This window comes from Singulisphaera sp. GP187, assembly GCF_900129635.1.
In the GTDB taxonomy this organism is placed as follows: domain Bacteria; phylum Planctomycetota; class Planctomycetia; order Isosphaerales; family Isosphaeraceae; genus Singulisphaera.
The window spans coordinates 753,139-775,986 of record NZ_FSRB01000003.1 but is presented as its reverse complement, the minus strand read 5'-3'; the positions used below and the strand labels follow the sequence as shown (position 1 = coordinate 775,986).

The 22,848-nt window shown below is 64.8% G+C and carries 17 protein-coding genes; 13 read left to right on the top strand and 4 right to left on the bottom strand.

What is annotated here, in order from left to right; genetic code table 11:
* Positions 1 to 109 precede the first annotated feature (109 nt).
* The 3 genes from hisD (at position 110) to hisC (ending at position 3,126) form a co-directional block, all read left to right on the top strand.
* A complete protein-coding gene (gene hisD, locus BUS42_RS39160; RefSeq protein WP_074317559.1) occupies positions 110 to 1,483 on the top strand; it encodes a histidinol dehydrogenase in 1,374 nt (457 codons plus the stop codon).
* A 72-nt stretch (positions 1,484 to 1,555) separates the two neighbouring features.
* On the top strand, positions 1,556 to 2,071 hold the full coding sequence (locus BUS42_RS39155) for a GNAT family N-acetyltransferase (protein WP_074316923.1): 516 nt from the start codon (positions 1,556 to 1,558) through the stop codon (positions 2,069 to 2,071).
* Positions 2,068 to 3,126 carry a histidinol-phosphate transaminase gene (hisC, locus tag BUS42_RS39150; RefSeq protein ID WP_074316921.1) on the top strand — a complete coding sequence of 353 codons (1,059 nt, stop codon included), beginning with the start codon at positions 2,068 to 2,070 and terminating at the stop codon, positions 3,124 to 3,126. The genes BUS42_RS39155 and hisC overlap by 4 nt, the downstream gene beginning before the upstream one ends.
* Before the next feature lie 79 nt (positions 3,127 to 3,205).
* Here the strand turns inward: hisC and BUS42_RS39145 are convergent, their stop codons facing one another.
* Positions 3,206 to 3,976: a DUF1559 family PulG-like putative transporter gene (locus tag BUS42_RS39145; protein ID WP_074316918.1), complete on the bottom strand. Its 771-nt coding sequence runs from the start codon at positions 3,974 to 3,976 to the stop codon at positions 3,206 to 3,208.
* Between the two features lie 206 nt (positions 3,977 to 4,182).
* Between BUS42_RS39145 and hisB the strand changes: the two genes are divergently transcribed.
* From hisB to BUS42_RS39115, 6 genes are all read left to right on the top strand, one after another.
* Positions 4,183 to 4,791 (top strand): imidazoleglycerol-phosphate dehydratase HisB, encoded by a 609-nt coding sequence (gene hisB / locus BUS42_RS39140; protein WP_074316916.1) that lies wholly within the window; start codon positions 4,183 to 4,185, stop codon positions 4,789 to 4,791.
* A 62-nt stretch (positions 4,792 to 4,853) separates the two neighbouring features.
* The gene (locus BUS42_RS39135; protein ID WP_074316913.1) at positions 4,854 to 5,915 is read left to right on the top strand and encodes a lysylphosphatidylglycerol synthase transmembrane domain-containing protein; all 1,062 of its coding nucleotides are present in this window, start codon (positions 4,854 to 4,856) and stop codon (positions 5,913 to 5,915) included.
* Positions 5,916 to 6,093: 178 nt separating this feature from the next.
* Positions 6,094 to 7,578: an amino acid permease gene (locus BUS42_RS39130; RefSeq protein WP_074316911.1), complete on the top strand. Its 1,485-nt coding sequence runs from the start codon at positions 6,094 to 6,096 to the stop codon at positions 7,576 to 7,578.
* A gap of 89 nt (positions 7,579 to 7,667) precedes the next feature.
* Positions 7,668 to 10,040, top strand: a complete 2,373-nt coding sequence (locus tag BUS42_RS39125; protein ID WP_074316910.1) for a DUF1592 domain-containing protein — start codon at positions 7,668 to 7,670, stop codon at positions 10,038 to 10,040.
* 5 nt (positions 10,041 to 10,045) lie between these two features.
* Positions 10,046 to 11,386: a DUF1552 domain-containing protein gene (locus BUS42_RS39120; RefSeq protein ID WP_254054091.1), complete on the top strand. Its 1,341-nt coding sequence runs from the start codon at positions 10,046 to 10,048 to the stop codon at positions 11,384 to 11,386.
* Between the two features lie 54 nt (positions 11,387 to 11,440).
* Complete coding sequence (locus BUS42_RS39115; RefSeq protein ID WP_074316906.1) at positions 11,441 to 12,886, top strand: ankyrin repeat domain-containing protein; 1,446 nt, start codon at positions 11,441 to 11,443, stop codon at positions 12,884 to 12,886.
* Between the two features lie 85 nt (positions 12,887 to 12,971).
* Here BUS42_RS39115 and BUS42_RS39110 read toward each other — a convergent pair whose 3' ends face one another.
* Positions 12,972 to 16,766 (bottom strand): serine/threonine-protein kinase, encoded by a 3,795-nt coding sequence (locus tag BUS42_RS39110; RefSeq protein ID WP_410001741.1) that lies wholly within the window; start codon positions 16,764 to 16,766, stop codon positions 12,972 to 12,974.
* Between the two features lie 167 nt (positions 16,767 to 16,933).
* On the opposite strand from BUS42_RS39110, the gene BUS42_RS39105 reads away from it, so the two are divergent.
* Both BUS42_RS39105 and BUS42_RS39100 read left to right on the top strand, forming a co-directional pair.
* Positions 16,934 to 17,272 carry a hypothetical protein gene (locus BUS42_RS39105; RefSeq protein ID WP_074316900.1) on the top strand — a complete coding sequence of 113 codons (339 nt, stop codon included), beginning with the start codon at positions 16,934 to 16,936 and terminating at the stop codon, positions 17,270 to 17,272.
* Between the two features lie 295 nt (positions 17,273 to 17,567).
* Positions 17,568 to 18,896 carry an MFS transporter gene (locus BUS42_RS39100; protein ID WP_074316898.1) on the top strand — a complete coding sequence of 443 codons (1,329 nt, stop codon included), beginning with the start codon at positions 17,568 to 17,570 and terminating at the stop codon, positions 18,894 to 18,896.
* A gap of 105 nt (positions 18,897 to 19,001) precedes the next feature.
* Here the strand turns inward: BUS42_RS39100 and BUS42_RS43350 are convergent, their stop codons facing one another.
* A complete protein-coding gene (locus BUS42_RS43350; RefSeq protein WP_159452349.1) occupies positions 19,002 to 19,586 on the bottom strand; it encodes a PEP-CTERM sorting domain-containing protein in 585 nt (194 codons plus the stop codon).
* 308 nt (positions 19,587 to 19,894) lie between these two features.
* Positions 19,895 to 20,914 (bottom strand): tRNA glutamyl-Q(34) synthetase GluQRS, encoded by a 1,020-nt coding sequence (gene gluQRS, locus BUS42_RS39095; protein ID WP_254054090.1) that lies wholly within the window; start codon positions 20,912 to 20,914, stop codon positions 19,895 to 19,897.
* A gap of 149 nt (positions 20,915 to 21,063) precedes the next feature.
* Between gluQRS and prfB the strand changes: the two genes are divergently transcribed.
* Positions 21,064 to 22,177, top strand: a protein-coding gene (gene prfB / locus BUS42_RS39090; protein ID WP_143206698.1) for a peptide chain release factor 2 whose coding sequence is annotated in 2 segments (ribosomal slippage) — positions 21,064 to 21,126 and positions 21,128 to 22,177 — 1,113 coding nt in all. Because the reading frame shifts where the segments join, the coding sequence is not laid out codon by codon here.
* A complete protein-coding gene (locus BUS42_RS39085) occupies positions 22,174 to 22,839 on the top strand; it encodes a hypothetical protein (RefSeq protein ID WP_074316894.1) in 666 nt (221 codons plus the stop codon). Before prfB ends, BUS42_RS39085 begins: the two co-directional genes overlap by 4 nt.
* Positions 22,840 to 22,848: the final 9 nt, after the last annotated feature.

Genomic DNA, 22,848 nt, shown 5'->3' with positions numbered 1-22,848 from the left:
CGAGGCGACCGGTCACGCACGAAAAAGGGCTTCCGAAAAAATGAAGAGGCGGCCGGTTGCCTCGGGAGATAGAATGGTCGCGTTCGACTCCTGGGAGATTCCTCCTCCGATGGCAACGACTTTGAACATTTGTCGGATCGATTGCGCCAACGACGATGCGCGCGAGGCGATCTTTGAATTGCGCAGGCAACTGAGCCCCAACGGAAACGTGGTGAGCCCGCAAGGGCGCGCCCGGACCTTGGCCGCTTTCGGCGAGGAGCTGACGCCTCAGCAGGTGATCGAGCGGATCTGCGCCGACGTGCGAAAACGCGGGCTCGATGCCGTGCTCGACTACACGGCGAAGCTCGACGGGGTGACGCTCGGTCCGGCCGAGGTCCGGGTCACGCGCGACGAGTTGCTCGAGGCCTACCGCGCGGCCGACCCGGCCTATCTGCGGACCTTGCGCCGGGTCCGGGACAACATCCTGGCGTTTCAGTCGGGCATTCTCAACCGCGACGCGGTGATGAGGCGCGGCCCGAACACCGAGCTTCGCCTGCGGTATCGTCCGCTCAGGCGCGTGGGGGTCTGCATCCCGGGGGGCGCGGCGGCCTATCCGTCCTCGCTCCTCATGACGGTCGTCCCCGCGCAGGCGGCAGGGGTCCACGAGATCGCCGTGGTCGTGCCTCCGACTCCGTTCGGCGGGTACAACACCGACTTGCTGGCCGCTTGCCATGCGCTGGGGGTGACCGAGGTCCACCGGATTGGCGGGGCTCAGGCCGTGGCCGCCATGGCCTATGGCATCGAGGGGATCCCGGCCGTCGACAAGATCGTCGGCCCGGGCAACCTGTTCGTCGCGCTCGCGAAGCGGCAGGTCTACGGCGAGGTCGATATCGACAGCATCGCCGGGCCGAGCGAGATCGTCCTGATCGCCGACTGGACCGCCGACCCCCGGTTCATCGCCGCGGACCTGATCAGCCAGGCCGAACATTCTCCGGGGGCGAGTGTCCTGATCACCTGGGAGGCCGACCTGATCGAACGCGTGGCCGAGGCCCTGGTCAAGCAACTCGAGCAATTGAGCCGGGGCGACCTCGCCCGCGAAAGCCTCGAGCGGTTCGGTGCGCTGATCCTGGTGCACGACGAGGACGAGGCGGTGACCTTGACGAACCTGATCGCCCCCGAGCACCTGCACGTCTCGACCTCCGACCCCGATCGGCTGGCCGAGCGGCTCACCAACGCCGGGGCGATCTTCCTGGGCCACGACACGCCGGTCGCCGTGGGCGATTACGCCGCCGGCCCCTCGCACGTTCTGCCTACCGGGGGAACCGCACGCTGGGCCTCGGGCCTCTGCTCGAACGACTTCCTCAAGCGGACGAGCCTGATTTACGTCAACCGCGAAGGGCTGGCCCAGATCGCCCCCGACGTCCGCCTGCTCGCCGACAAGGAAGGGCTGACCGCCCACCGTTACAGCGTGGACGTGCGTCTGGATGACCACGACGCGACGTAACGCTCTTTTGATTTGGATTCCAACGGTCAACCCACCAGGAAAAGGCGTGCCCGGCACGCCTCGATGCGTATAATGAATCAGAATGTGAATGTCCGTCCTTGCCGGCCCGACGATGCCGAAACACTCGTCGCGATGATCCGGGAACTGGCCACTTACGAGAAGCTCGAGGAGTTTGCGCGAGCGACTCCCGACGACCTGCGGACCCACCTGTTTGGCCCTCGACCGAGCGCTCAGGCGATCATGGCCGAGCATGACGGTTCGCCGGTCGGGTTTGCGCTCTTTTTCTCGACCTTTTCGACGTTTCGCGGTCAGCCGGGTTTGTACCTCGAAGACATCTTCGTTCGCGAGCCGCACCGCAATCAAGGGATCGGCAAGGCGTTGCTGGCCACCGTGGCCCGGATTGCGGTCGAGCGGGGTTGCGGTCGGTTAGAGTGGTCGGTCCTCGACTGGAACGCCCCCTCGATCGCCTTCTACCGAAGCCTGGGGGCCGAACCGATGGCCGATTGGACCGTGCAACGGCTCCACGAAGAATCGCTGGCCCGCCTGGCCGCCCTTGCCCCCTCCAGCCTTGGGATGACCTCCGAATGAGCCGCGACTCCTTTTTCCGCCCGCACATCGATCGGATGGCCGGCTACGTGCCGGGCGAGCAACCGCGCGATGCCGGTGTGCTCAAGCTGAACACGAACGAGAACCCGTACCCCCCCTCCCCTCGTGCCTTCGAGGCGATCGCCGCCAGCCTGGACGACCGGCTTCGCCGCTATCCCGACCCGATGGGCACCGCCTTCCGCCAGGCCGCGGCGCGGCGGCACGGGGTCGATCCCGAGATGATCCTGGCCGGCAACGGCTCGGATGACCTCCTGACGATCATCACCCGCGCCTTCGTCGGACCGGGCGACCTGCTCGTCTATCCGACGCCGAGCTACATCCTCTACCGAACCTTGGCCGAACTCCAGGATGCCCGGGTCGCCGAGGTTTCCTTCGGACCCGACTGGTCGCTCGACCCCGCCTCGTTCGCCCTGCCGGGGACGAAGCTCGCGTTCGTCGCCAACCCGAACAGCCCGTCGGGCACGACCCTCGCGCCCGAGCAGGTCGCCCGCCTGGCCGAGCGGCTCGACTGCCCGCTCGTGGTCGACGAAGCCTATGCCGACTTCGCCGCGTCCGACTGCGTGAGCCTAATCGCCAGCCACCCGAACGTCATCGTCACGCGCACCTTCAGCAAGGGGTACAGCCTGGCCGGCCTCCGCCTCGGCTACCTGATCGCGCGGCCCGAGGTCATCGCGGGACTCGTGAAGGTCAAGGACTCGTACAACTGCGATTCCCTGAGCCTGGCCGGGGCCACCGCCGCGCTCGAAGATCGCGACTACCTCGCGCAGACCCAGGGGAAAATCCTCGCGACCCGCCGTCGCCTGACCGACGCCGTCCGCGCCCTCGGCTACGACGTGCCCGAGAGCCAGGCCAACTTCGTCTGGTGCACCGGCGGACCCCCGGCCGCGGAGGTCTATCAAGCCCTCAAGGCCCAGAAGATCCTCGTCCGCCTGATGCGCTATCCCGGACGCCCCGACGGCCTGCGAATCACTGTCGGCACCGACGCTGAGATCGATCGGCTCCTCGAAGCGCTGGGGCCGATCGTGGCGGCCGGCTAGCTTCTCTCCCCCCTGGGACCGCGGTCCCAGGGGGAAATTTGATTAATCTGCATGTCAATAGGCTCGAGTCTATCGCCGTTCACGGATAGAACCGGGGATCCGTGAACGGCTGCCCCCCCGGGAACATGCCGAGATAGGCGTCGGCCTTGGGGGTCGATTTGGCGTGGCCGTCGAGATAGAGGCAGTTCCCGCTGCCATGCCGGTTCCAGGCGATCCAGTCGTCGAGCATGAGCGTACCGACCCAGATGTCGTAGTCGTCCTGCCTTGGCTCGTCGCTGAAGACTGCGGCGTTCCGTTCGTTGAATGCGACGAAGTTCGAGGTGCCCACCTCATACTGAAACCTCGGGAACGTCCAGCGCCCGAACCGTCGGCTCTTATGACTCAAGAGCGAATTCATCAGGTAGCTCGTCCGGTGGGACAGCCCATCGGTCTCCTTGGTCTCCGGATCGATGAACGGTTCGACCCGGGAGATATCCGAGAGGCAGCGGAAGATCTTCTCGTCGGCGACTTGCGTCCCCCCCTGGGCGATCTTGTCGTTGGCGTAGGCGGGGTTGACGTACGGCATGATCTTGTCTTCCCAGTAGATCTCCGCAAACGAGTCGGCAGCGTCGACCTGGGAGTTCACGTCGGCGTCGAACGGGTGGTGCAGGAAGAACTGGCCGTTCCAGTCGTCGAAGTACTGCAAGACCCCCAGGCCGATCTGATGCAGATGACTCTGACAGTCCATCCGTCGCGCCGCCTCGCGCGCACCCTGGACCGCCGGGAGCAACAGCCCCACCAGGACCGCAATCACCGCGATCACCACCAAAAGCTCGATCAGCGTGAATCCCGCACGGCCGTTCCGCGTCATGGAATGACATCCTTTGGACAAGGAGTACGAAACAGGCGGGGGGGCGCCGTGTTACGACTTTAGAAAAGATGTTACTTGACGTTCGTCCCGTCAAGAAGATGACAGCGGGCAAATCCGCCTTTTTTTTGTTAACGTGAACGGCGGGGCCCGAAAGTGAGGGGGGCGACGTTGGGCGCAATCCTGGGGCTGACGGGGGAGCATGAGCCTTGAGTGAGTCGAACGCCGTGACCAACCGAACTGCTGAGATCGTCCGCACGACCCGTGAGACCGACATTCGCCTGACCTTGGACCTGGACGGAACCGGGCGGTCCGAGGTGGCGACGGGGGTAGGTTTCCTCGACCACATGCTTGAGCTCTATGCGCGGCATGGGCTGATGGACCTGACCGTGACTTGCAAGGGGGACTTGCATATCGACGATCACCATACGACGGAGGACATTGGCATCTGCCTGGGACAGGCGATCGATCGGGCCCTGGGGAATCGGGCGGGGATCCGCCGCTACGGGCATATCGTGTTGCCGATGGATGAGACGCTCGTGACCGCCGCCGTCGACCTCGGCGGCCGACCGTTCTGGGTCTGGAATGCGCCGATGCCTTCGCCCAAGATCGGCACGTTCGACACCGAGTTGGTCGCCGACTTCTGGCAGGCGGTTTGCACCCAGGGGCGGATGAATCTCCACGTCCTGCTGCAATACGGACGGAACAGCCACCATATCAGCGAAGCGATTTTCAAAGGTCTGGCCCGCTCGCTCCGGATGGCCTGCGAACGCGACCCGAGAACCGACGCCGTGCCCTCGACCAAAGGGTCGCTCTGAGCGGGACGAACCCTCCGACTTCCCCTTCGCCCCACCGTCTCGACCTATGCGAGCCCCGAGTTATGTCGAAGTCTTCGAAGCATCCCTATCTCGCCAAAGCGGTCAATGTGGCCCTGGTTCTGCTGGCGTTCGGCCTGCTTGGGGGCGTGATCTGGCAGAACCGTGAGGAGATTCGCGAGGTTTTCAGTCGGAAGCTCGACCTCCGCGTGATCGTCTTGGCGTTCGCGATCTACATGTTCGGTCTGCTGCTGACCTTCACCCGCTGGTTCTTTCTGGTGCGGGTGATCGAACCGCGGTTTCGCTGGCGTGACGCGGTCTTGCTCGGCTACATCGGCAACGTCTTCAACCTGGTGATCCCAGGGGCGGTGGGGGGCGACCTGATCAAGGCGGCCTACCTCGTCCGGATGAAGATCAACAAGACGCAAGCCGTCGCCTCCATGGTGCTGGACCGGATCCTCGGCTTGATGGGCCTGTTCGTGCTGGCGGGCATTTCGGGGGCGATCGCCTGGCCGCTCGCGGGAACGGTGATCCGCCGGTTGATCGTCATCGTCTGGGCGTTCCTCGGCCTCAGTTTCCTGGGCCTGCTGGCGATTTTCGGCCAGGCCCTGACCCGGCGCTATCCCGCGCTCCTCGAGGGGCACGGTCGGATCGCGTTGCTCCTCCGAGAGTTGTCGGCCCTGTCCTCGACCTACCGGCGGAAGCCCGGTTTGGTCGCGGGGGCGCTAGCTTTGGCGTCGACCAACCACGCGCTCAGCGTCGTGGCGTTCTACCTGGTCAGCCGGACGATCTTCCCGCTCACGCAGCTTCCGTCATTGGGACAGCACTTCTTGATGGTCCCCTTGACCTTGTTCACCACGGCCGTCCCGATCCCGTTCGGAGCACTCGGTCTGACCGAGCGGGTCAGCAAGCAACTCTTCCAACTGGTCGACCATCCCCACGGCGACCTGGCCATGATGGGCTTTCGGGTTTTGATGTATGCAGGCGCCCTGGTCAGCGCTTGCTTCTATCTCGCCAATTTGAAGCAAGTCCGCGGCCTGTCCGACACGGCCGAACATCTCGAAGAGGAACTGCTCGAAGGCGAACTCGCCCCGGAAGAAACCAAGGATGGCGAGGTTCCGGTCTGACTCCCCGAATCATCGGAGTCGGAGCGATTTTCTGTGAGGTCATGTCCCTCGACCGGGCCCTGCATTGAAGCCGGAATGGCTTTGCCAGCGTGGCTCGATTATCGTAGTCTTGGCATCCGTATTGCTAGGGCGCGGTGTGGTACGCCGGCCGGGGTCGGGACTTGACAGGGTCGTCTGGATGAGACATCAGCCGTCCAACATGTTTGCAAGGAAGCCGATTGCGACGCTGCTCGAAGAAATGTCGGGCGGCGAACGGCTGCATCGCGTGCTGGGGCCGGTGGCTCTGACTTCGCTCGGTGTCGGTGCGACGATCGGCGCGGGGATCTATGTGCTCACGGGCGAGGCGGCGCACAACTTCGCCGGTCCCTCGCTGATGCTCTCGTTCCTCCTGGCCGGGATCGGCTGCGGGTTTGCCGCGCTCTGTTATTCCGAACTGGCCAGCATGGTCCCCGTGGCCGGAAGCGCCTATACGTATGCCTATGCTACGCTCGGTGAGCTGCTCGCCTGGATCATTGGCTGGGACCTGGTGCTCGAGTACGCGATCGGGTCGGCCGCCGTCGCCAACGGCTGGTCGAACTACTTCGTCGAGTTCACTCGACATATGCTCCATATCCAGATTGACCCGAGACTGCTGTCGCCCCCGTGGGATTACGACCTCGGGACCGGTCAGTTCTTCTTCAAGACGGTGACGCTCGCTTCGGGAGACGCGGTCAACGCCTGGCTCAACCTGCCCGCGATCGGGATTGTCGCGATCATCACCACGATCTTGGTGGTGGGCGTCCGCGAGAGTGCCGGGTTCAATGCAGCGATGGTGCTCCTCAACCTCGGCGTGATCCTGACGATCATCGGCGTGGGAGCGGTCTACGTCGATCCGAGCAACTGGCGACCGTTCTTGCACGAAGAGAAGGGCTGGAAAGGGGTCGCCGAGGGGGCCGCTCGAATCTTCTTTGCCTATATCGGGTTCGACTCGATATCCACCCACGCCGAGGAGGCGCGGAATCCCCAGCGCGACCTGGCCATCGGCATCATCAGCTCGCTCTTGATTTGCAGCACGCTCTACATCGTGGTGGCGGCGGTTCTGACCGGCATGGTCTCGTATCGCTCGATCGACGTCGCCGCTCCGCTTGCCGCGGCATTCCGTCAAAAGGGGCTGACGTTCGCCACCGGCCTGATCACCGTGGGAATCCTCGCCGGCCTGACCAGCTCGCTGCTGGTCGGGAACCTGAGCCAGCCCCGGATCCTGATGGCGATGGCCCGCGACGGCATGCTGCCCGAGAGCTTCTTCGCGGCGATCCACCCTCGGTTCAAGACGCCCTGGAAGTCGACGATCCTGGTGGGACTGGTGGTAGCCCTGGGCGCTGCGTTCGTTCCCTTGAACTTCCTGGCCGACCTGGTGAGCGTCGGCACCCTGTTCGCCTTCGTGATCGTCTGTGCCGCCGTCTGGATCCTCCGGTACAAGAGCCCGGAAATCCATCGACCGTTCCGGGTCCCCGCCCTGCCCTTGATCGCGGCGATGGGCATCCTGGTCAACGGTGGCCTGATGTTCTCGCTCGGCCGCGACAACTGGATCCGCCTGATCGTCTGGCTCTCGATTGGCCTGGTCGTTTATTTCGCCTATAGTCGATACCATACCAAGCTCGGACAGCCGGTCGAAAAAAGCTAACCCAGCGGTCAAGGTCTGGGGATTTTCGGTGGTCGGAAGTCGTTAACATCTACCTGAGACGACGGGATTCGCGGTGGGAGTCTTCTCTCATGAATCGCCGGGCAAGTTGGGTCTATTGCGGGACACTGATGCTGCTCGCCGCCAGCGGTTTCCCGACCGTGTGCGAGGCCCAATCGCCGACTGATCGTCCCACCCCGCCGGATCCCGCTGTCGTCAGTCAATTCGTTGAGCAGTACTGCGTCGACTGCCACAACAGCGAAGCGAAGACGGCGGGGCTGGACCTTGACGCCCTCAATCCGGACGACCTGAACGCGCACTCGCAAGTCTGGGAGCAGGTCGTTCGGAAGCTGGTCGCTCGCCAGATGCCGCCGGCGAAAAAGGCGAGGCCGACGGAAGCGTCGTATGACGCGGTCATCGCCTCGCTGACAAGGCCGCTCGATGACGCGGCGGCCGCGCATCCCAATCCCGGGAGAACCGACACGTTTCGTCGGCTCAACCGAACCGAATATCAGAATGCGATTCGCGATCTCCTGATGCTCGAGGTCGATGCCGCGGCATTGCTCCCTCCCGATGAGTCCAGTCACGGCTTCGACAACGTGACGGTGGGCGATCTCTCGCCCACGCTCTTGGATCGTTATATCACAGCCGCGCAGAAAATCAGCCGGTTGGCGGTCGGAAGCCCGCGACGCTCTCCCGGCGGCGACACGATTCGGATTCGAGCGGACCTCACCCAGGAGGAACACGTCGCCGGGCTTCCGCTCGGAACGCGCGGAGGAGCGCTCATTCCTTATCAGTTCCCGCAAGACGGTGAGTACGAGATCCAGCTTCGGCTGGCGCGGGACCGCAACGAGCAAGTCGAAGGGTTGCGTGAGCCGCACGAGTTGGAGGTGCTCCTCGATCGTGAGCGCTTGGGTTTGCTCACCGTGACGCCCCCCTCGGGCGGCAAGGACCATCAGGCGGTCGACGAGAAACTCAAGCTCCGGATCCCGGTGTCGGCCGGTCTCCACCAGCTTGGCGTGACCTTCCTCAAGAACCCTTCCTCGTTGCTGGAAACCAAGCGACAACCGTACCAGGCCCACTTTAACATGCACCGGCATCCGCGCATTTCGCCGGCGATCTATCAGGTCTCGATCACCGGCCCTTATGCGGCCACGGGTGTCGGCGACACGCCCAGCCGTCGCCGCCTTTTTATCTGCCGACCGACGAAGCCGGGTGAGGAAGAAGACTGTGCCAAGGAGATTCTTACCACGCTGATGCGCCGGGCCTATCGTCGGCCCGTGACCGCCGCGGACCTGCAAAAGCCGTTGGAGTTCTATCGCCAAGCGCGGGCCGACGGCGACTTCGACGCCGGGATCGAAATGGCCCTGAGCGCCTTGCTCGTGAATCCCCATTTCCTGTTCCGCGTCGAACCCGACCCGGCCGACGTCGCGCCGCGGACGGCCTATCGGATCAGCGACCTCGAACTGGCGTCCCGGCTCTCGTTCTTCCTCTGGAGCAGCATCCCGGACGACGAGCTGCTCGACCTCGCCATTCGAGGCGACCTTGGCAAGTCCGACGTGCTCGAACGACAAGTCCGGCGGATGCTGGCGGATTCCCGTTCCCGCATGTTGGTCAGCAACTTCGCCGGCCAGTGGCTGCACCTGCGCAACCTCGAATCGATGACTCCGGACCTGCGCCTCTTTCCCGACTTCGACGACAATCTGCGGCAGGCCTTCCGGCAGGAAACGGAGCTCCTGTTCGAGAGCGTTCTGCGCGAGGATCGGAGCGTGCTCGACCTAATCAAGTCCGACTTCACGTTCCTGAACGAACGCCTCGCCAAGCATTACGGAATCCCCCATATCTATGGCAGCCGGTTCCGTCGCGTTCCGCTGGGTGAGGAGAGCGTGCGTGGTGGGTTGCTCCGCCACGGGAGCATTCTGACCGTGACGTCCTATGCCACCCGCACCTCGCCCGTGATTCGCGGCAAGTGGATCCTCGAGAACATCCTGGGAACGCCGATCCCGCCACCGCCCGCGAACGTGCCGGCACTCAAGGATAATACGGTCTCGTCGACCCTCTCAGTCCGGGAGCGACTGGCCGAGCATCGCGCCAATATCGCCTGTGCGAGTTGTCATAATCTGATGGATCCGGTCGGCTTCTCGCTCGAGAACTACGACGCCGTCGGCCGCTGGCGAACCATCGAGGAAGGCAAGCCCACCGACGCGACCGGGGGCCTTCCCGACGGCAGTGAGTTTGTGGGAGTCACCGGGCTCGAGCACGCCTTGCGGAATCGTCCGGACCTGTTTGTCGGCACCTTGACCGAGAAGCTTTTGACGTACGCCCTCGGGCGTGGGGTTGAGTCGTTCGACGCTCCTGCGATCCGCAAGGTTGTCCGGGACGCGCGGGCGGAGAACTACCGCTTCTCATCGCTGATTGTGGGGATCGCCACCAGTACACCGTTTCAGATGAGGAAATCCGAATGATTGTCATGAAGAAGTCCTTACCGCGACGGTTGTTCCTGCGGGGCCTGGGGACCACCCTGGCGCTGCCGTTGCTGGATGCGATGATCCCAGCGATGACCGCCCTGGCCGAGACGCCGGCGAATCCGACCCGGCTCCGTCGACTCGGTTTTGTTTACATGCCGATGGGATGCGACGTCACCCGCTGGACCCCTCCCGGCGCCAATCGGCTCGACGAACTCTCGCCCACCCTCAGCCCGCTGGCGGCGGTCAAGGAACATGTCACGGCGATCACCAACCTGGAGTTGCAGAACGCCTATCCGGGCACGCACGCGACCTCGAACGCTGCCTTCCTGAGCGCGGCCAGGGCACGTTGGACCGAGAGCACGGATTACTACCTGGGAACGACCGTCGACCAGATTGCCGCGAAGCAGATCGGCCAGGACACGCAACTGCCTTCGCTGGAACTGGCGATGGATCTGCTCTCGACGGTCGGCCAGTGTGACAACGGTTATGCTTGTGTCTATCAGAACAATCTCTCTTGGTCTTCGCCGACGACACCGCTGCCGGCCGAGGCCCATCCCCGGATCGTCTTTGAGCGTCTGTTCGGCGAAGGGGGCAGCCTCGCCGATCGTCGCGCCGCGCTCCGGAAACGAGCGAGCCTGCTCGATTCGGTCACCGAGGAGATGGCACGCCTGAAGCAACAACTGGGCCCGGCCGATCGCGCCAAGGTCAGCCAGTATTTGGAGACCGTCCGCGAAGTCGAGCGCAGGATCCAGAAAGCCGAGGCCGACACGGCGGACAATCGGCTGCCGGATCTCGATCGCCCGGTCGGCGTCCCGGCCGCCTACGCCGAGCATGCGCGTCTGATGTTCGACCTCCAGGTGCTGGCCCTGCAAGGAGACGTCACCCGGGTCATTACGTTCCAGCTCGCTCGCGAAACGAGCACCCGAACCTATCCCGAGATCGGCGTGGCCGACCCGCATCATCCGCTCACCCATCACGGCAACGACCCTGAGAAGATCGCCAAGGTGGCCAAGATCAACCAGTTTCACGTGTCGCTGTTCGCCGAGTTTCTCGCGAAGCTGAAGGCCACGCCGGAAGGGAACGGCTCGCTGCTCGACCATTCGCTCTACCTCTATGGCAGCGGAATGGGCAATCCCAACGTTCATGATCATACGAACCTACCCATTCTTGTGGCCGGCGGGGCCGCCGGTAAGATGCGGGGCGGGCGTCACATCCGGTACGAGAAGCCGACGCCACTCGCTAACCTCCACCTGACGCTCCTCGACAAAGTCGGTGTCCGCCTCGACGCGTTCGCCGATAGCCAGGGGAAGGTTGACGACCTGTTCGATCCGCTCTCCCTGTAGTCATTGGTCATGAACTGTGTGTGAGAGCGTGCCCACGAAGCGGAGGCGGTCACGATGGGTCTGCAACGATTCGGCGCATCCGGGTTAGCCTGCTTGCTGTGCGCCGCCCGCGTGTTGGCCGCCGGGTCGAACGCGCCGTTGGCGGATGCCGTAGAACAGGTCGATCGGGCGACCTTCTCTGTGCTCCTCAAGGATCGGGTCGATCCGAATCAGGCCCAGGCGGATGGCATGACGGCCCTGCATTGGGCGGCCGATCACGACGACCTCGAAACGGCGAAGCGGTTGGTGAACGCCAAGGCCAACGTAAACGCCGCGAACCGGTACGGTGTGACGCCCCTCGCTCTGGCCTGCACCAATGGAACGCGGGCGATGGTCGAGCTATTGCTCGAGGCTGGTGCCGATCCGAACGCGACCTTACGCGGCAATGAAACGGCGTTAATGACCGCCGCGCGCACGGGCAAGCTCGGACCGGTGCAAGCGTTGCTCGCCCGGGGAGCCAACGTTGACGCCAAGGAACGACGAGGGCAGACGGCCTTGATGTGGGCGGCGGCCGACGGCCATGCACCGGTCGTGAAAGCGCTGCTCGCGGCGGGGGCCGACTTCCGGGCTGCGTTACCCTCCGGGTTTACCCCCTTGTTCTTTGCGGTGCGCGAAGGCCGGACCGAAGTCGTTCAAATCCTGCTCAAGGCGGGGGCCAACGTGAACGAGGCCATGCCGGCCAAAAAGTCGTCCGGCAAGGCGCCCAGCAAAGGGACGAGCCCGTTGATCCTGGCCGTTGAGAATGGCCACTTCGAACTGGCGGTCGCCCTGTTGGAGGCCGGGGCTGATCCCAATGACCAACGTTCAGGCTTCACGGCGCTCCATACGATCACCTGGGTCCGCAAACCGAGCCGCGGCGACGGCGACGATGGCGATCCTGCTCCCATCGGCTCCGGCAATCTGAGCAGTCTCGAGTTCGTGAAGCCGCTTGTCGCGCACGGAGCCGACGTGAACCTGCGACTCAAGAAGGGCGCATCGGGACGAGGCATCCTCAGCAGGGTTGGGGCCACGCCGTTTTTGCTGGCCGCCATGACCGCCGATGTCCCGCTAATGTGGACGCTCGTGAGTTTAGGTGCCGACCCGCTGCTGGCGAATGCCGAACACTGCACGCCCTTGATGGCGGCGGCCGGAGTGGGAACCCTCGCGCCCGGCGAGGAGGCCGGAACCGAGCCCGAAGTGCTCGAGGCCGTCGCGCTGGCCCTGGAACTCGGTGGAGATGTGAACGCCGTCGACGATAACGGCGAAACCGCCATGCATGGGGCCGCCTACAAGAGCCTGCCCAAGGTCGTGCAGTTCCTCGCCGACAAGGGGGCGAAAATTGATGTCTGGAATCGAAAAAATCATTATGGGTGGACGCCACTCTTGATCGCGGAAGGCTATCGTCCTGGTAACTTCAAGCCTTCGGCGGAAACGATCGCCGCACTTCAGCACGTGATGCTGGCAGCAGGCGTATCGCCGTAGCCTCAACGGGGCGTTTTCAACGAGCCCGGATTTTCGGACCTGAGTCGGCGGTCTAATCCCAGCGCAAGCCTCTCATGCCCATTGTTCAGAACCCGGTCACGTACATGGCCGCCGTCCGGGCGGGATTACGGATCCCTTGGGCGGTCATCCAGGCGTTGGCCTGGTTGAGGAGGGGTTGTCCCTCGTCCCCGCCGATGAGTTCGCCCAGGGCGCGACGGGCCGACGCGGCGCAGAGTTGCATCTCGACCGAGTCGAAGCCGGCCGCGGCGTCGGCGAGCCCGCGTCGGGCGGTGGCGAGGTCACCCTGGGCCGCGGCGATCCCGGCGCGGATCAGGCGGGAATACGGCTTCGCGTACGGGATCGGCTCGCGCTCGAGGTGGCGAGCGTCGCGCGCGGCCACCTTGAGCAATTCGGCTGAGTTCGTGCGGGTCGCGGCCGCGAGGGCGCAACGAGCGCGAAGGAAGTACATGGATGTTCGGATGAACTGAACTCGGAGCAAGAGCGAGCGGGCCAACGCGGGCCATTGTCCGCTGACGAGCTTCCATGCGGCCGGTCCGTCGCCTTGATAGAGCTCGATCAGTGCGGCGGCCCAGAGTTCGTCGTTGTGCTGGACGTGATAGCCTTGGCGGGACCACTGCGACATCGTTCGGCGCAGCTCGTCACGCGCTTCGAGAGGGTTGTCCGCCGCGAGTCGGACCATGGCCATGATGTAGGTGCTCAGGTTCATGACGGCATAGAGGTCGCCCCGCTCGCGCGCCTCCTTGAGCAAGACCGGCCAGCGGCGGTTGAGCTCGGCGATTTCTCCCAGGTGCGACAACGACCAGAGCGAGAAGGCGTGGGCGGTATCGAGCTCCCAGGCGACCCCCTGACAACGGCCGCGGAGGATCGCTTCGCCCGCGTCGCTCGATTCCTGGGCATCTCTCCAGCGGCCTTCCAGGTAGGCGGAGACGCCGCGGGCCAGGGTCACGAGCCCGAGCGCGTGGGGGTCGTCGCACTGCTCGGCCAGGGTTGCGGCCATGGTCAGCAGCCGCGCGGTGCGGCGCTTGGCGCTGACGCCTGGGATCGCGGCTTGGGCCGCTTCCATTGCGAGCGACCGGGCGATCCGGAACGGCTCGCCCGCGCGTAAGGCGAGCAAGAGGCCGCGGGCCTGGAAATCGGCCCCTCGGATCGTATCGACGACGCTCAGGCCGGCCGCCGCCGACCAGCAGACGTCGATCCGGGTCAAGTCGGCCGCGGCGACCTCGCTGGTGTCGCGGCTCCGGAACCCGAGACCCCGCAGGCGGAGCCGGACCCGGCGGAGCAAGAGCGAGACGAGCGCTTGCCGCGGTGTACTCGGCAGGGTCATACCGACCGCTTCGAGCACGGTCCGAATCGCGGCGAGGCCGTCGTCGACATGGCCGCTGATCAAGAACTGCATCGCGGCGCGACGCTGGAGCTCGAGCGCTTCGGCGATCGTGGCACCCGAGGCTGCCTCGAGGTACTCACGCGCGGCCTCGGCCCCTCGGCCGGCGTTGGCCAGGGCGTCGCCGAGGCGGCCGAGGAGCGTGCGGCGCTCGGCCCCGAGCAGCGGACGGCACTCGAGCGAGAGGCGGTAGAGCGCTGCCGCGCGTTCGAACGCGAGAGTCTCTGCCGCCCGCCCGGCGGCCTGGAAATAGGCGCGTCCGGCCTTGTCCAACTCCCCTGCCCCGTGGAAGTGAACTCCCAGGGCCTCGGGATCGGCATGGCCCGAAGCTTCGAGCACCCGCGCGAGCCGGCGGTGGTGATCGCTCAGGATGGGCGGCGGCAGGTGCGCCAGGACCGTCTCGCGGATCCGGTCGTGATAGGTCTCGACCTCTTCAACGGACGTCGGACCGGCGCCTCGGATCAGCCGGCCCGACCGGAGCACCCCCATCGCTGCGCGCTCGTCGTCGAGTCGCTCGGCGCACTGGCAGGCGTCGGTTTGGCGGAGCGGCCGGCTCGAGACCGCGATGACTTCGAGGAGTCGCCTGGCGTCGTCGGGCAACCGGGAGATCCGCTGCCAGAGCACCTCGTCGAGCGTGATCCCTCCGGACGGGCCGGGACCGTGCGCGGGGCCGGCCTCGACCTGCACGTGCCGCGCCAGCTCGGCGACGAAGAGCGGGTTGCCGCCCGACTCGCGGGCGATCGCATCGGCCTGCTCGCCTCTCCCTTTCCCCTCGGGACCGATCAGCGCCAGGGCGAGGTCACGCGCCTCGCTCGGCGTCAGCGCTTCGATGGCCAGCTCGCGGCGATCGAGCGGCAGACCGTCCGGCTTCTGGAAGGCTTGGAGGAACGGGCTGGAGGCGGCGTCCTCGCTCCGGTAGCTCGCCAGGAGCAGGAGGACCGGGGGATCGGGCGGTCGGAGCAGCTCGGAGAGCAAGGCGGCGCTGTCGACGTCGCCCCACTGCAAGTCGTCGATCGCCAGGACCAGCGGTTTCCGGTCGCCGAGCCGGGCGAGCAACTCGCGGAGCGCGGTGAAGGCGCGGCGGCGAAGTTCTTGCGGGTCGGGGATCTCGTGGGCGCGGCGCGGGGCGTCGAGCTCGGCCTCCGACACCGCCTGCGCCCGCCGGAGCACGGGGAAGACGCGGGTCAACGGGGGGACGTCGCGCGGCAAGATCGCTTTGGCCTCGGCGATCGGCAGGAGCCGGAGATAGCGGCTCAGGGCGTCGATCAGGCTGTCGAGCGCCTTGTACGGCACCGACTCGCGCTCGTAGCATCGACCCGCCAGGACGACGGCGTCACCATCCTCGATCAGGTCGGTCAGGAACCGCTGAACCAAGACGCTCTTGCCCACGCCCGAGCGGCCGCTCACGAACAGGAGCACCGTGTTTCCCTCAGTCATCGCCTCGAACGCGTGGCGCAACGAGGCGCGGTGCCGCTCGCGGCCGATCAGCGGGGCGGCGTGCTCGAGCGAAGAGCGCGACGACGGCTTGCCCTCGTGGCCGGACGGTACGGCCCCGAGCCGGCGGAGCACGTCGCGTCCCGAGGGCCTGGCCTCGGGACGCTGGCGGAGCAGGTCGACGCAGAGCGCATTGAGGTCGTCGGGAACGTCGGCGACCAGCTCGCTGGGCGGTGGCGGCTCATAACGCTGCTTGTCCATGAGGACTTGCATATAACCGCCGACGAACGGCAAGCGGCCCGTGAGGGCTTCGTAGAGCACGACGCCGACGCTGTACCAGTCGCTCGCGGGAGAGACCGGCGTGCCGGCCGCCTGCTCGGGGGCCATGTAGGCGGCGGTTCCGACCACCTCGTCGGCGGTGCTCTGGTGCAAGCCGCCTCGCCCTTGCTCCGCGGCGAGTCCGAAGTCGAGCAGGACGACCCGGCCCGATCGGGTCACCATGACGTTGGAAGGCTTGATGTCACGATGAAGCTTGCCCGCGTCGTGGAGTGCACCGACTCCTTCCGCCAGTTGCTTGAGCGCGATCCGCAGGCGATTCCGCTGGGCGGTGCTCAGACCCTTGGTTGTTGAGCCGGCCCCGGTCGGGTCGCGGCTCTCGTCGGTCGTCAACGCGTCTTCGGCCGGATGCCGATCCGGCGGTCGCGTGGCCTGGAGCTCGGTGTCCGCTTCGGTCGAGAGGATGCGCTGAAGTTCCTTGGCGTTCTCCCCGGGCAGTTCTCCCCCTTCACGGACGTATTCGAGGAAATCGACGCCTTCGACGAGCTCCATCGTGAAGAACCAGTTGTCACCGTCCGAGACGAGTTCGTAGAGGTTGACCAGGTTCGGGTGGCTGACGTCGAGGAGCGTGCGGAACTCCTGCTTGAATCGGTAGAGCGCGGACGGTCCGGCTCGTTGTACGGTCTTGAGCGCGACCTTCGCGTTGCGCTTGCGGTCGTAGGCGCGGTAGACGACCCCCATCCCCCCGCGGCCGAGCATGCCAGAGATGTCGTAGTCGGGGAGGATCGGCCACGAGGGATCGAGAGGGGCGACGCCTGAGTGCGCGGACGGGGGGGCGTGGGCGGGACTGTCACGCGCAGCGTCTCGGGTTTCGATCCGGTCGGGCAGTCGGGCGCGAGCCGACCGAGGATCGACGCGGCCAGAGTGGGGAACTGTTGGGCGTACTCGGCCGGTTCGGGTGTTTCGCCTTGTTGTTCGCGGAGCCGCACTTCATTGGCGATCAACTTGACAAGACCGTCGGGGTCCGACCGGAGCGCGGGGTGGTGTTCGAGGTAATCCCCCACGAGAACCGGCTCGCCACGCTCCCAACGACGCTGCTGGTCGTCGAGCAGGGACACGATCAGACCGCGGGGCGCGTGCGAGCTCAAGGTCAGATCGTCATCGAGAGGCGGCCCCTCTCCGGTCGGTTCGCCCATGGATTCGTCTCGTATCAGGTCGCTCGGTCTGCGTTCCGGGAGTTGAGAAAAGTCATGATTGTCAATCCGATGCGGTGATGACTTTTTTGACGGCTCCCGGCAGGCCGACCCCTCGGAAAAAAAAAGGGGGGATGACTCGGCCCCGAGCAAGTTCCCCCTCATCATACTCGTGGGCGGCCGGCCCCATCCATGACTTTCCCGCACTGTTCGATCAAAGAGATCTGCATTTCTGAATGATTTTGTGGCGGCCCATTGAGGACGACCCGCTAGCACGAGCCGGGATCGACCTTTATCCTGATCGTCTCGTCCTGGCCCGATCGTGCTAACGAGTCGATGACTCTCGTGTCCGTTTCTCCGGTTTCGAGGCGAATTCATGAACGAGCGGAACCCTTCGCCACGCTGGTACGACGGCATCACGGCGTCCCAGTGGATGGTCCTGGCGATCGCCTCGGCGGGCTGGATCTTCGACGTCTACGAAGGGCAATTGTTCACGATTTTTAAGACGCCGATGTTGCGGGAGCTGGTCGGAGATCACAGCGCCTCCGTGAGCCGGCACGGCGACATCGCATTTGCGCTCTTTCTGATCGGGGGGGCGGTCGGGGGGCTTGGGTTCGCGATGCTCGGCGATCGGATCGGCCGAGTCCGGGTGATGTCGTTGACGATTCTCGTCTACTCCTTCTTCTCGGCCCTGACGTTCTTCTCGCGGTCGGTCTGGGAGGTCGACGCCTTGCGGTTCCTCGTGGCCTTGGGGACCGGCGGCGAGTGGGCCGTGGCGGCGGCCCTGGTCGCCGAGACCTTTCCTCCGCGTGCTCGTGCAATCGCCTCGGGAATCTTTCATGCGTCGAGCGTCCTGGGCGCGGCCCTCGCTTCGCTGACCGGTTGGCTCGTGGTCGGGCCCGGCGCCTGGCGGTGGGGGTTCCTCGTGGGTCTCGCCCCCGCGCTTCTCGTCGTCTGGATCCGGGCGAGCCTCAAGGAGCCGGAGCGTTGGGAGCAGGCCAAGCGAGCGGCCGGCCAGGCGCCGGTGCCCGGGGCGGACAACGCCCTTGCGGACGATTCTTCCGAACCCGCCCAGGCGTTCGGCAGCCTGCGTGAGTTGCTCGGCGACCGCCGCTGGCGGTCGCGAGCTTTGCTCGGGCTCGGCCTGGCGGCGGTCGGGCTGGCGACCTACTGGGGGATCTACGCTTGGGCTCCAGAGCTAGTGGCCGAGGTTCTCGGCCCCCAGGTTTCCGCCGAAACACGCCAGAAATCGGCCAGCCTCGCCTACCTCTTGATGAACTTCACGGGGGGCCTACTCGGCTTGCTCTGCTTCGCCCCCGTGGCCAACTGGCGCGGCCGTCGGTTCGCGTTCGTCGTCTATCACCTGGGAGCGCTCGTCCTCGTGCCCCTCACCTTTCTCGGGGCGCGTACTTATGCGCAAACGCTCATCCTGCTGCCGACGATGGCCTTCTTCGTCGTGGGGATGCACGCCGGCTACGCGATCTATTTCCCCGAGCTCTTCCCGACCCGGCTGCGGGCGACCGGGTCGAGCTTCTGCTTCAATCTCGGACGACTGGTCGCGGCGGGACTCCTGATCGCCCGGGGCGTGCTCGGCAGTCGGTTTGATTTCCGCTACGGTGTCGTCGCGATGGCGAGCCTGTTCCTGGTCGGTCTCGTTCTGCTGGTTTTCGCACCGGAAACGCGCGGCGCCGAATTGCCCGACTGACCGAACGTCGCGGTGCATGAACCGACCAGGGCCGTCACGGCGATGTTCCGCGCTCAGGCTCAATCCACTGCTGGGGCGATCCTGGACAGGGAGGAGGAGACTCGCTCACGCAGAACGCCGAGAGCGACGGACGGCTCGGAACGCCAGCACGCCTAATCCCACTCCAAAGACAGCCAGGCTGGTTGGCTCGGGAGTTTCGTGAGGTGTGATTGTGACAGTGGTTTCGAGAAGATTCTGCATGCCTCCAGTCACAATGCCGGAGATTTCTACCGTCAAACCAGGCAGCCAGGAGGGAATTTCTAGGGAATCGGCGGTTGGAAATATGCGTAAATAAGACAAAACGCCTGAGCCGCTAATGGATCCGCCCTTACGACCGTTGGAATCGCTCTCTGAGATCTCCCAGTGCAAATTTCCGGTAAGATCTAAACTCGCGTAGGGAGTCTGTGCACCAATATCCTGAGGACCATAGGTGATGTGGAACGAGAAAGGCGTATCGAACTGACCGGTCGCATAAACAGGATTACCCGTCATGTAGGAGAAGCCGGTAAATCCGTTCGATACGTCAATCCGCGGGTGGTAATTCGACAGGGGCGATTGCCAGACATTCAAGTACATCGGCTCGGCCTTCGCCTCGGATGCTATCGCGGTGGAGAATAATGTCCCGATGAGAAGAAGCGATGTCCTACGCATGTTTCCTAGACCTCCATGTTGTGCCTTTAAATAAAGGTTGCGTGGCTGCATGGTGCCCGGACTGCCCTGGAGTGTCAAGTTGATTTTTTTGGCGGATTAAGACTTGTGCAATATTTTTAATGAGTCCATGGTCGCGTCTGGCTTGTTGGGCTCGAAGTCGAATCTCTTGTTTTTTTCGAGACTTTAGCAACGTTATCGGGTGAGGCGGGAGCGTCAGCTCCCTGACTCCCCCCCCTGCGGGGTAGACTTCATGGCGCCTACCCTCCAAGAAAAGGCGAAGCTGGCGGGCTGGAGCGAGGGTAAAAATCTTACGCTCCCGGCTCGCCTTTCGTCGCTCTCGCGGGAGTCGTCGCCCCTTCGATGGTCTCGGGTGTGACGATCCAGGGGCTGGGTGGCAGGGCCGACAGCGCAAACCGCTCGATCCAGTCGCGCGGGGTCGAAGGGACGACCTTGTCGGTCCAACCGCACGAGAGAGCGAACTGGCCGACAAGGTGGGTGGGATCGACACCGGCGTCACGCAGGGTCGAGAGCTTGAACGAGCCGTCGCGTTTGGCGAGGCGACGGCCGTCGGGACCGATGGTCAAGGGGATATGGCCAAACTGGGGAGGGACCCAGCCGAGACTCTGGTAGAGGAGGATCTGCCTGGGTGTGCTCGGAATGAGGTCGTCGCCGCGGATCACCTGGGTCACCCCCATCAAGGCGTCGTCGGTCACGACGGCAAGCTGGTACGACATGCCGGCCGGTGATCGCGCCACGACGAAGTCACCCCCGAGCCGGTTCGCCTCGATTGCAATCGGGCCTCGGAAAAGGTCATTCCAGGCGACCGCCGCGGCCGGCACGCGGAACCGCCAGGCGAATGGGCGGTCGCCCAAGGCCAGCGCATCGATGGCGGACCGTCCTGCGCAGGTGCCCGGGTAGACGAGGCCTTCGTCCTCGGCGTGAGGCGCGGACGCGGCCTTGATAATGTCCGCTCGCGTACAGGTGCACGGATAGACCAGGTTGGCTTGCTTCAGTTGGTCAAGGACGCCCTCGTACGTTTCTGTTCGCTCGGATTGGGTGTAAGGGGCGGAGGGGCCGCCGCGGTCGGGACCTTCGTCCCAGTCGAGGCCGAGCCAGCGGAGGTCGACGAATGCGCCGTCCTTGGCCTCGGCGCGGGTCCGCGAGCTGTCGAGGTCCTCGACCCGGAGGATGACGTTCCCCCCTGCGTTCCGCGCTGCCAGCCAGGCGACCAGGAACGTGCGGGCGTGCCCCAGGTGCAACCCGCCGGTCGGCGAGGGGGCCAATCGGCCGACAACCACGCGGGAATGGACTTGCGGTGAGTCGTGCATCCACTTCATTCAAGAGGGTCGAATTGAGGTTCATCTGGTCGCCGGAGCGGCGATCGGGTCTAATTGAGTTTCGGGGGAATGCCGGGTTGTCGGCGTTCTCCGTCGATTGTATCGGAAGTGGTCGTTCTGGGGAGTCATGCGCTGTGGATATGGAGCTGAAGAAGACTGCGAAGAGTGTGATTGATCGAATCGTTCACCTTCGAGACTCTCTTTGACTTGGGCGACAAGCAGTCCCGCCGCGAAGCGCTCGAAGAGGAGATGGCGAGCTCCTCATTCTGGAATGACCAAGAGAAAGCCAAAGGGGTCATCCTCGAGCTGCAGACTCTCAATGCCGTCCTGAAGCCGTTCGAGGAACTCGGCCGCGAGTCCGACGACCTTGAGGCCTTGATCGAACTGGCGGAAGAGGATGGGGGTGACGACTTCGACGAAGAAATTCGAAGTGGCGCCAAGAAGGCCCTCCTCGACTTCGAGACGTTCGAGCTCCGCTCGATGCTCTCGGGGCCCAACGACCATTGCAATGCCTTCGTCACGATCCATGCCGGGGCCGGTGGCACCGAGGCGTGCGACTGGGCCGAGATGATTCTGCGCATGTATCTCATGTGGGCGGAGTCGAAGAAATTCTCCGCGCAGATCACCGATCGTGAAGATGGTGGCGCGGCCGGGATCCAGGTGGCGACGATCCACATCAAGGGTGAGTACGCCTACGGTTATCTCAAGTGCGAAACCGGAGTCCATCGGCTCGTCCGGATCAGTCCGTACGACTCGGCGGGGCGCCGGCAGACGTCCTTCGCCTCGGTCGACATCCTTCCGGAAGTCGACGACACGATCGACATCGTCCTCCGCGACGATGAGCTGAAACGCGACGTGTTTCGCTCGGGTGGGCCTGGTGGTCAGCACCAGAACAAGACCGAGTCGGGCGTGCGCTACACGCACTTGCCGACCGGGGTTGCCTCCGAGTCGCGTAGCGAGCGGTCGCAGCACAAGAACGACGCCAACGCCCTGGCTCAGCTCAAGGCCAAGCTCGTTCGGTTGGAAGAAGAGAAGCGCGAGGCCGATTTCGCCAAGAAGTACGACGAGAAGGGTGAGATCAGCTTCGGGAGCCAGATCCGCTCGTATGTCTTGCAGCCTTACCAGCTCGTCAAGGACCTGCGGACCAGCCACGAGGTGGGGAACCCACGCTCCGTTCTGGACGGTAATATCGATGGTTTCATCGAGGCCTACCTCAGGATGAAGCTTGCCAAAGGTGAGGCGAAGCCGTCGTGAGTGGCGATTCGCTTTCGTCCGCGGCGCACGCCGGGCTGACCTATGTCGAAACCGAGGACCGGCGAACGATCGCCGCCCTCGGTTTTCGATTGTCCTTCTTCCGGATCGGCGAGCGCTGGTCGCATGCGCTCGCGATCGGCCCGGAGGGCGGCCCTGCCGAGTTGGAAGGACTGGCCGAGGTCGTCGAGGGCGAACCCGACCGCGACGATCGAATGCGGGTGGTCAGCCCGACCTATCAAGAAGTGCACGAGCATGCGGTGCCTGATGGCATCTGTCTGCTCCTGACCGGCCAATCGACGCCTCACCATTTTTCGGCGGTCGTGACCGCCCGGCGCGATGCCGACGGGGTCACGGTCGAGTTCGACGTCGCCGATCGTTGCCGGGAACCGGTCGTCACCCTGGGGGCGATGTACCTCGTCCGCCTTGGCTCGAGCGACCTGAGCGATGCCGGGACCGGGCGAATCGTCTGGGAAGGGGACGCCCTCGGCACGGGCCGTCTGGAGTTCGCCGCCGACGATCCCTCGTCCGCCTCGCTGTCCGAGGCCGGCCGACGTGCCTCACGGGTCCAGGCGCTGGCCCGGATCGTGCCCACGGAACGCACCCAAAGGCTGTGCTATCGCTGGAGATGGTCGCCTGCGGCGCCTGCCGTTACTGCCCGTTAGTGACTTAAC

Bases quoted from the DNA above. Each gene is read 5' to 3' on its own strand.
- gluQRS (WP_254054090.1), bottom strand. From the start codon at position 20,914: ATGCACGACTCACCGCAAGTCCATTCCCGCGTGGTTGTCGGCCGATTG.
- BUS42_RS43350 (WP_159452349.1), bottom strand. From the start codon at position 19,586: ATGCGTAGGACATCGCTTCTTCTCATCGGGACATTATTCTCCACCGCG.
- BUS42_RS39100 (WP_074316898.1), top strand. From the start codon at position 17,568: ATGAACGAGCGGAACCCTTCGCCACGCTGGTACGACGGCATCACGGCG.
- BUS42_RS39125 (WP_074316910.1), top strand. From the start codon at position 7,668: ATGAATCGCCGGGCAAGTTGGGTCTATTGCGGGACACTGATGCTGCTC.
- BUS42_RS39135 (WP_074316913.1), top strand. From the start codon at position 4,854: ATGTCGAAGTCTTCGAAGCATCCCTATCTCGCCAAAGCGGTCAATGTG.
- BUS42_RS39145 (WP_074316918.1), bottom strand. From the start codon at position 3,976: ATGACGCGGAACGGCCGTGCGGGATTCACGCTGATCGAGCTTTTGGTG.
- hisD (WP_074317559.1), top strand. From the start codon at position 110: ATGGCAACGACTTTGAACATTTGTCGGATCGATTGCGCCAACGACGAT.
- BUS42_RS39120 (WP_254054091.1), top strand. From the start codon at position 10,046: ATGAAGAAGTCCTTACCGCGACGGTTGTTCCTGCGGGGCCTGGGGACC.
- BUS42_RS39115 (WP_074316906.1), top strand. From the start codon at position 11,441: ATGGGTCTGCAACGATTCGGCGCATCCGGGTTAGCCTGCTTGCTGTGC.
- BUS42_RS39155 (WP_074316923.1), top strand. From the start codon at position 1,556: ATGAATCAGAATGTGAATGTCCGTCCTTGCCGGCCCGACGATGCCGAA.
- BUS42_RS39130 (WP_074316911.1), top strand. From the start codon at position 6,094: ATGAGACATCAGCCGTCCAACATGTTTGCAAGGAAGCCGATTGCGACG.
- hisC (WP_074316921.1), top strand. From the start codon at position 2,068: ATGAGCCGCGACTCCTTTTTCCGCCCGCACATCGATCGGATGGCCGGC.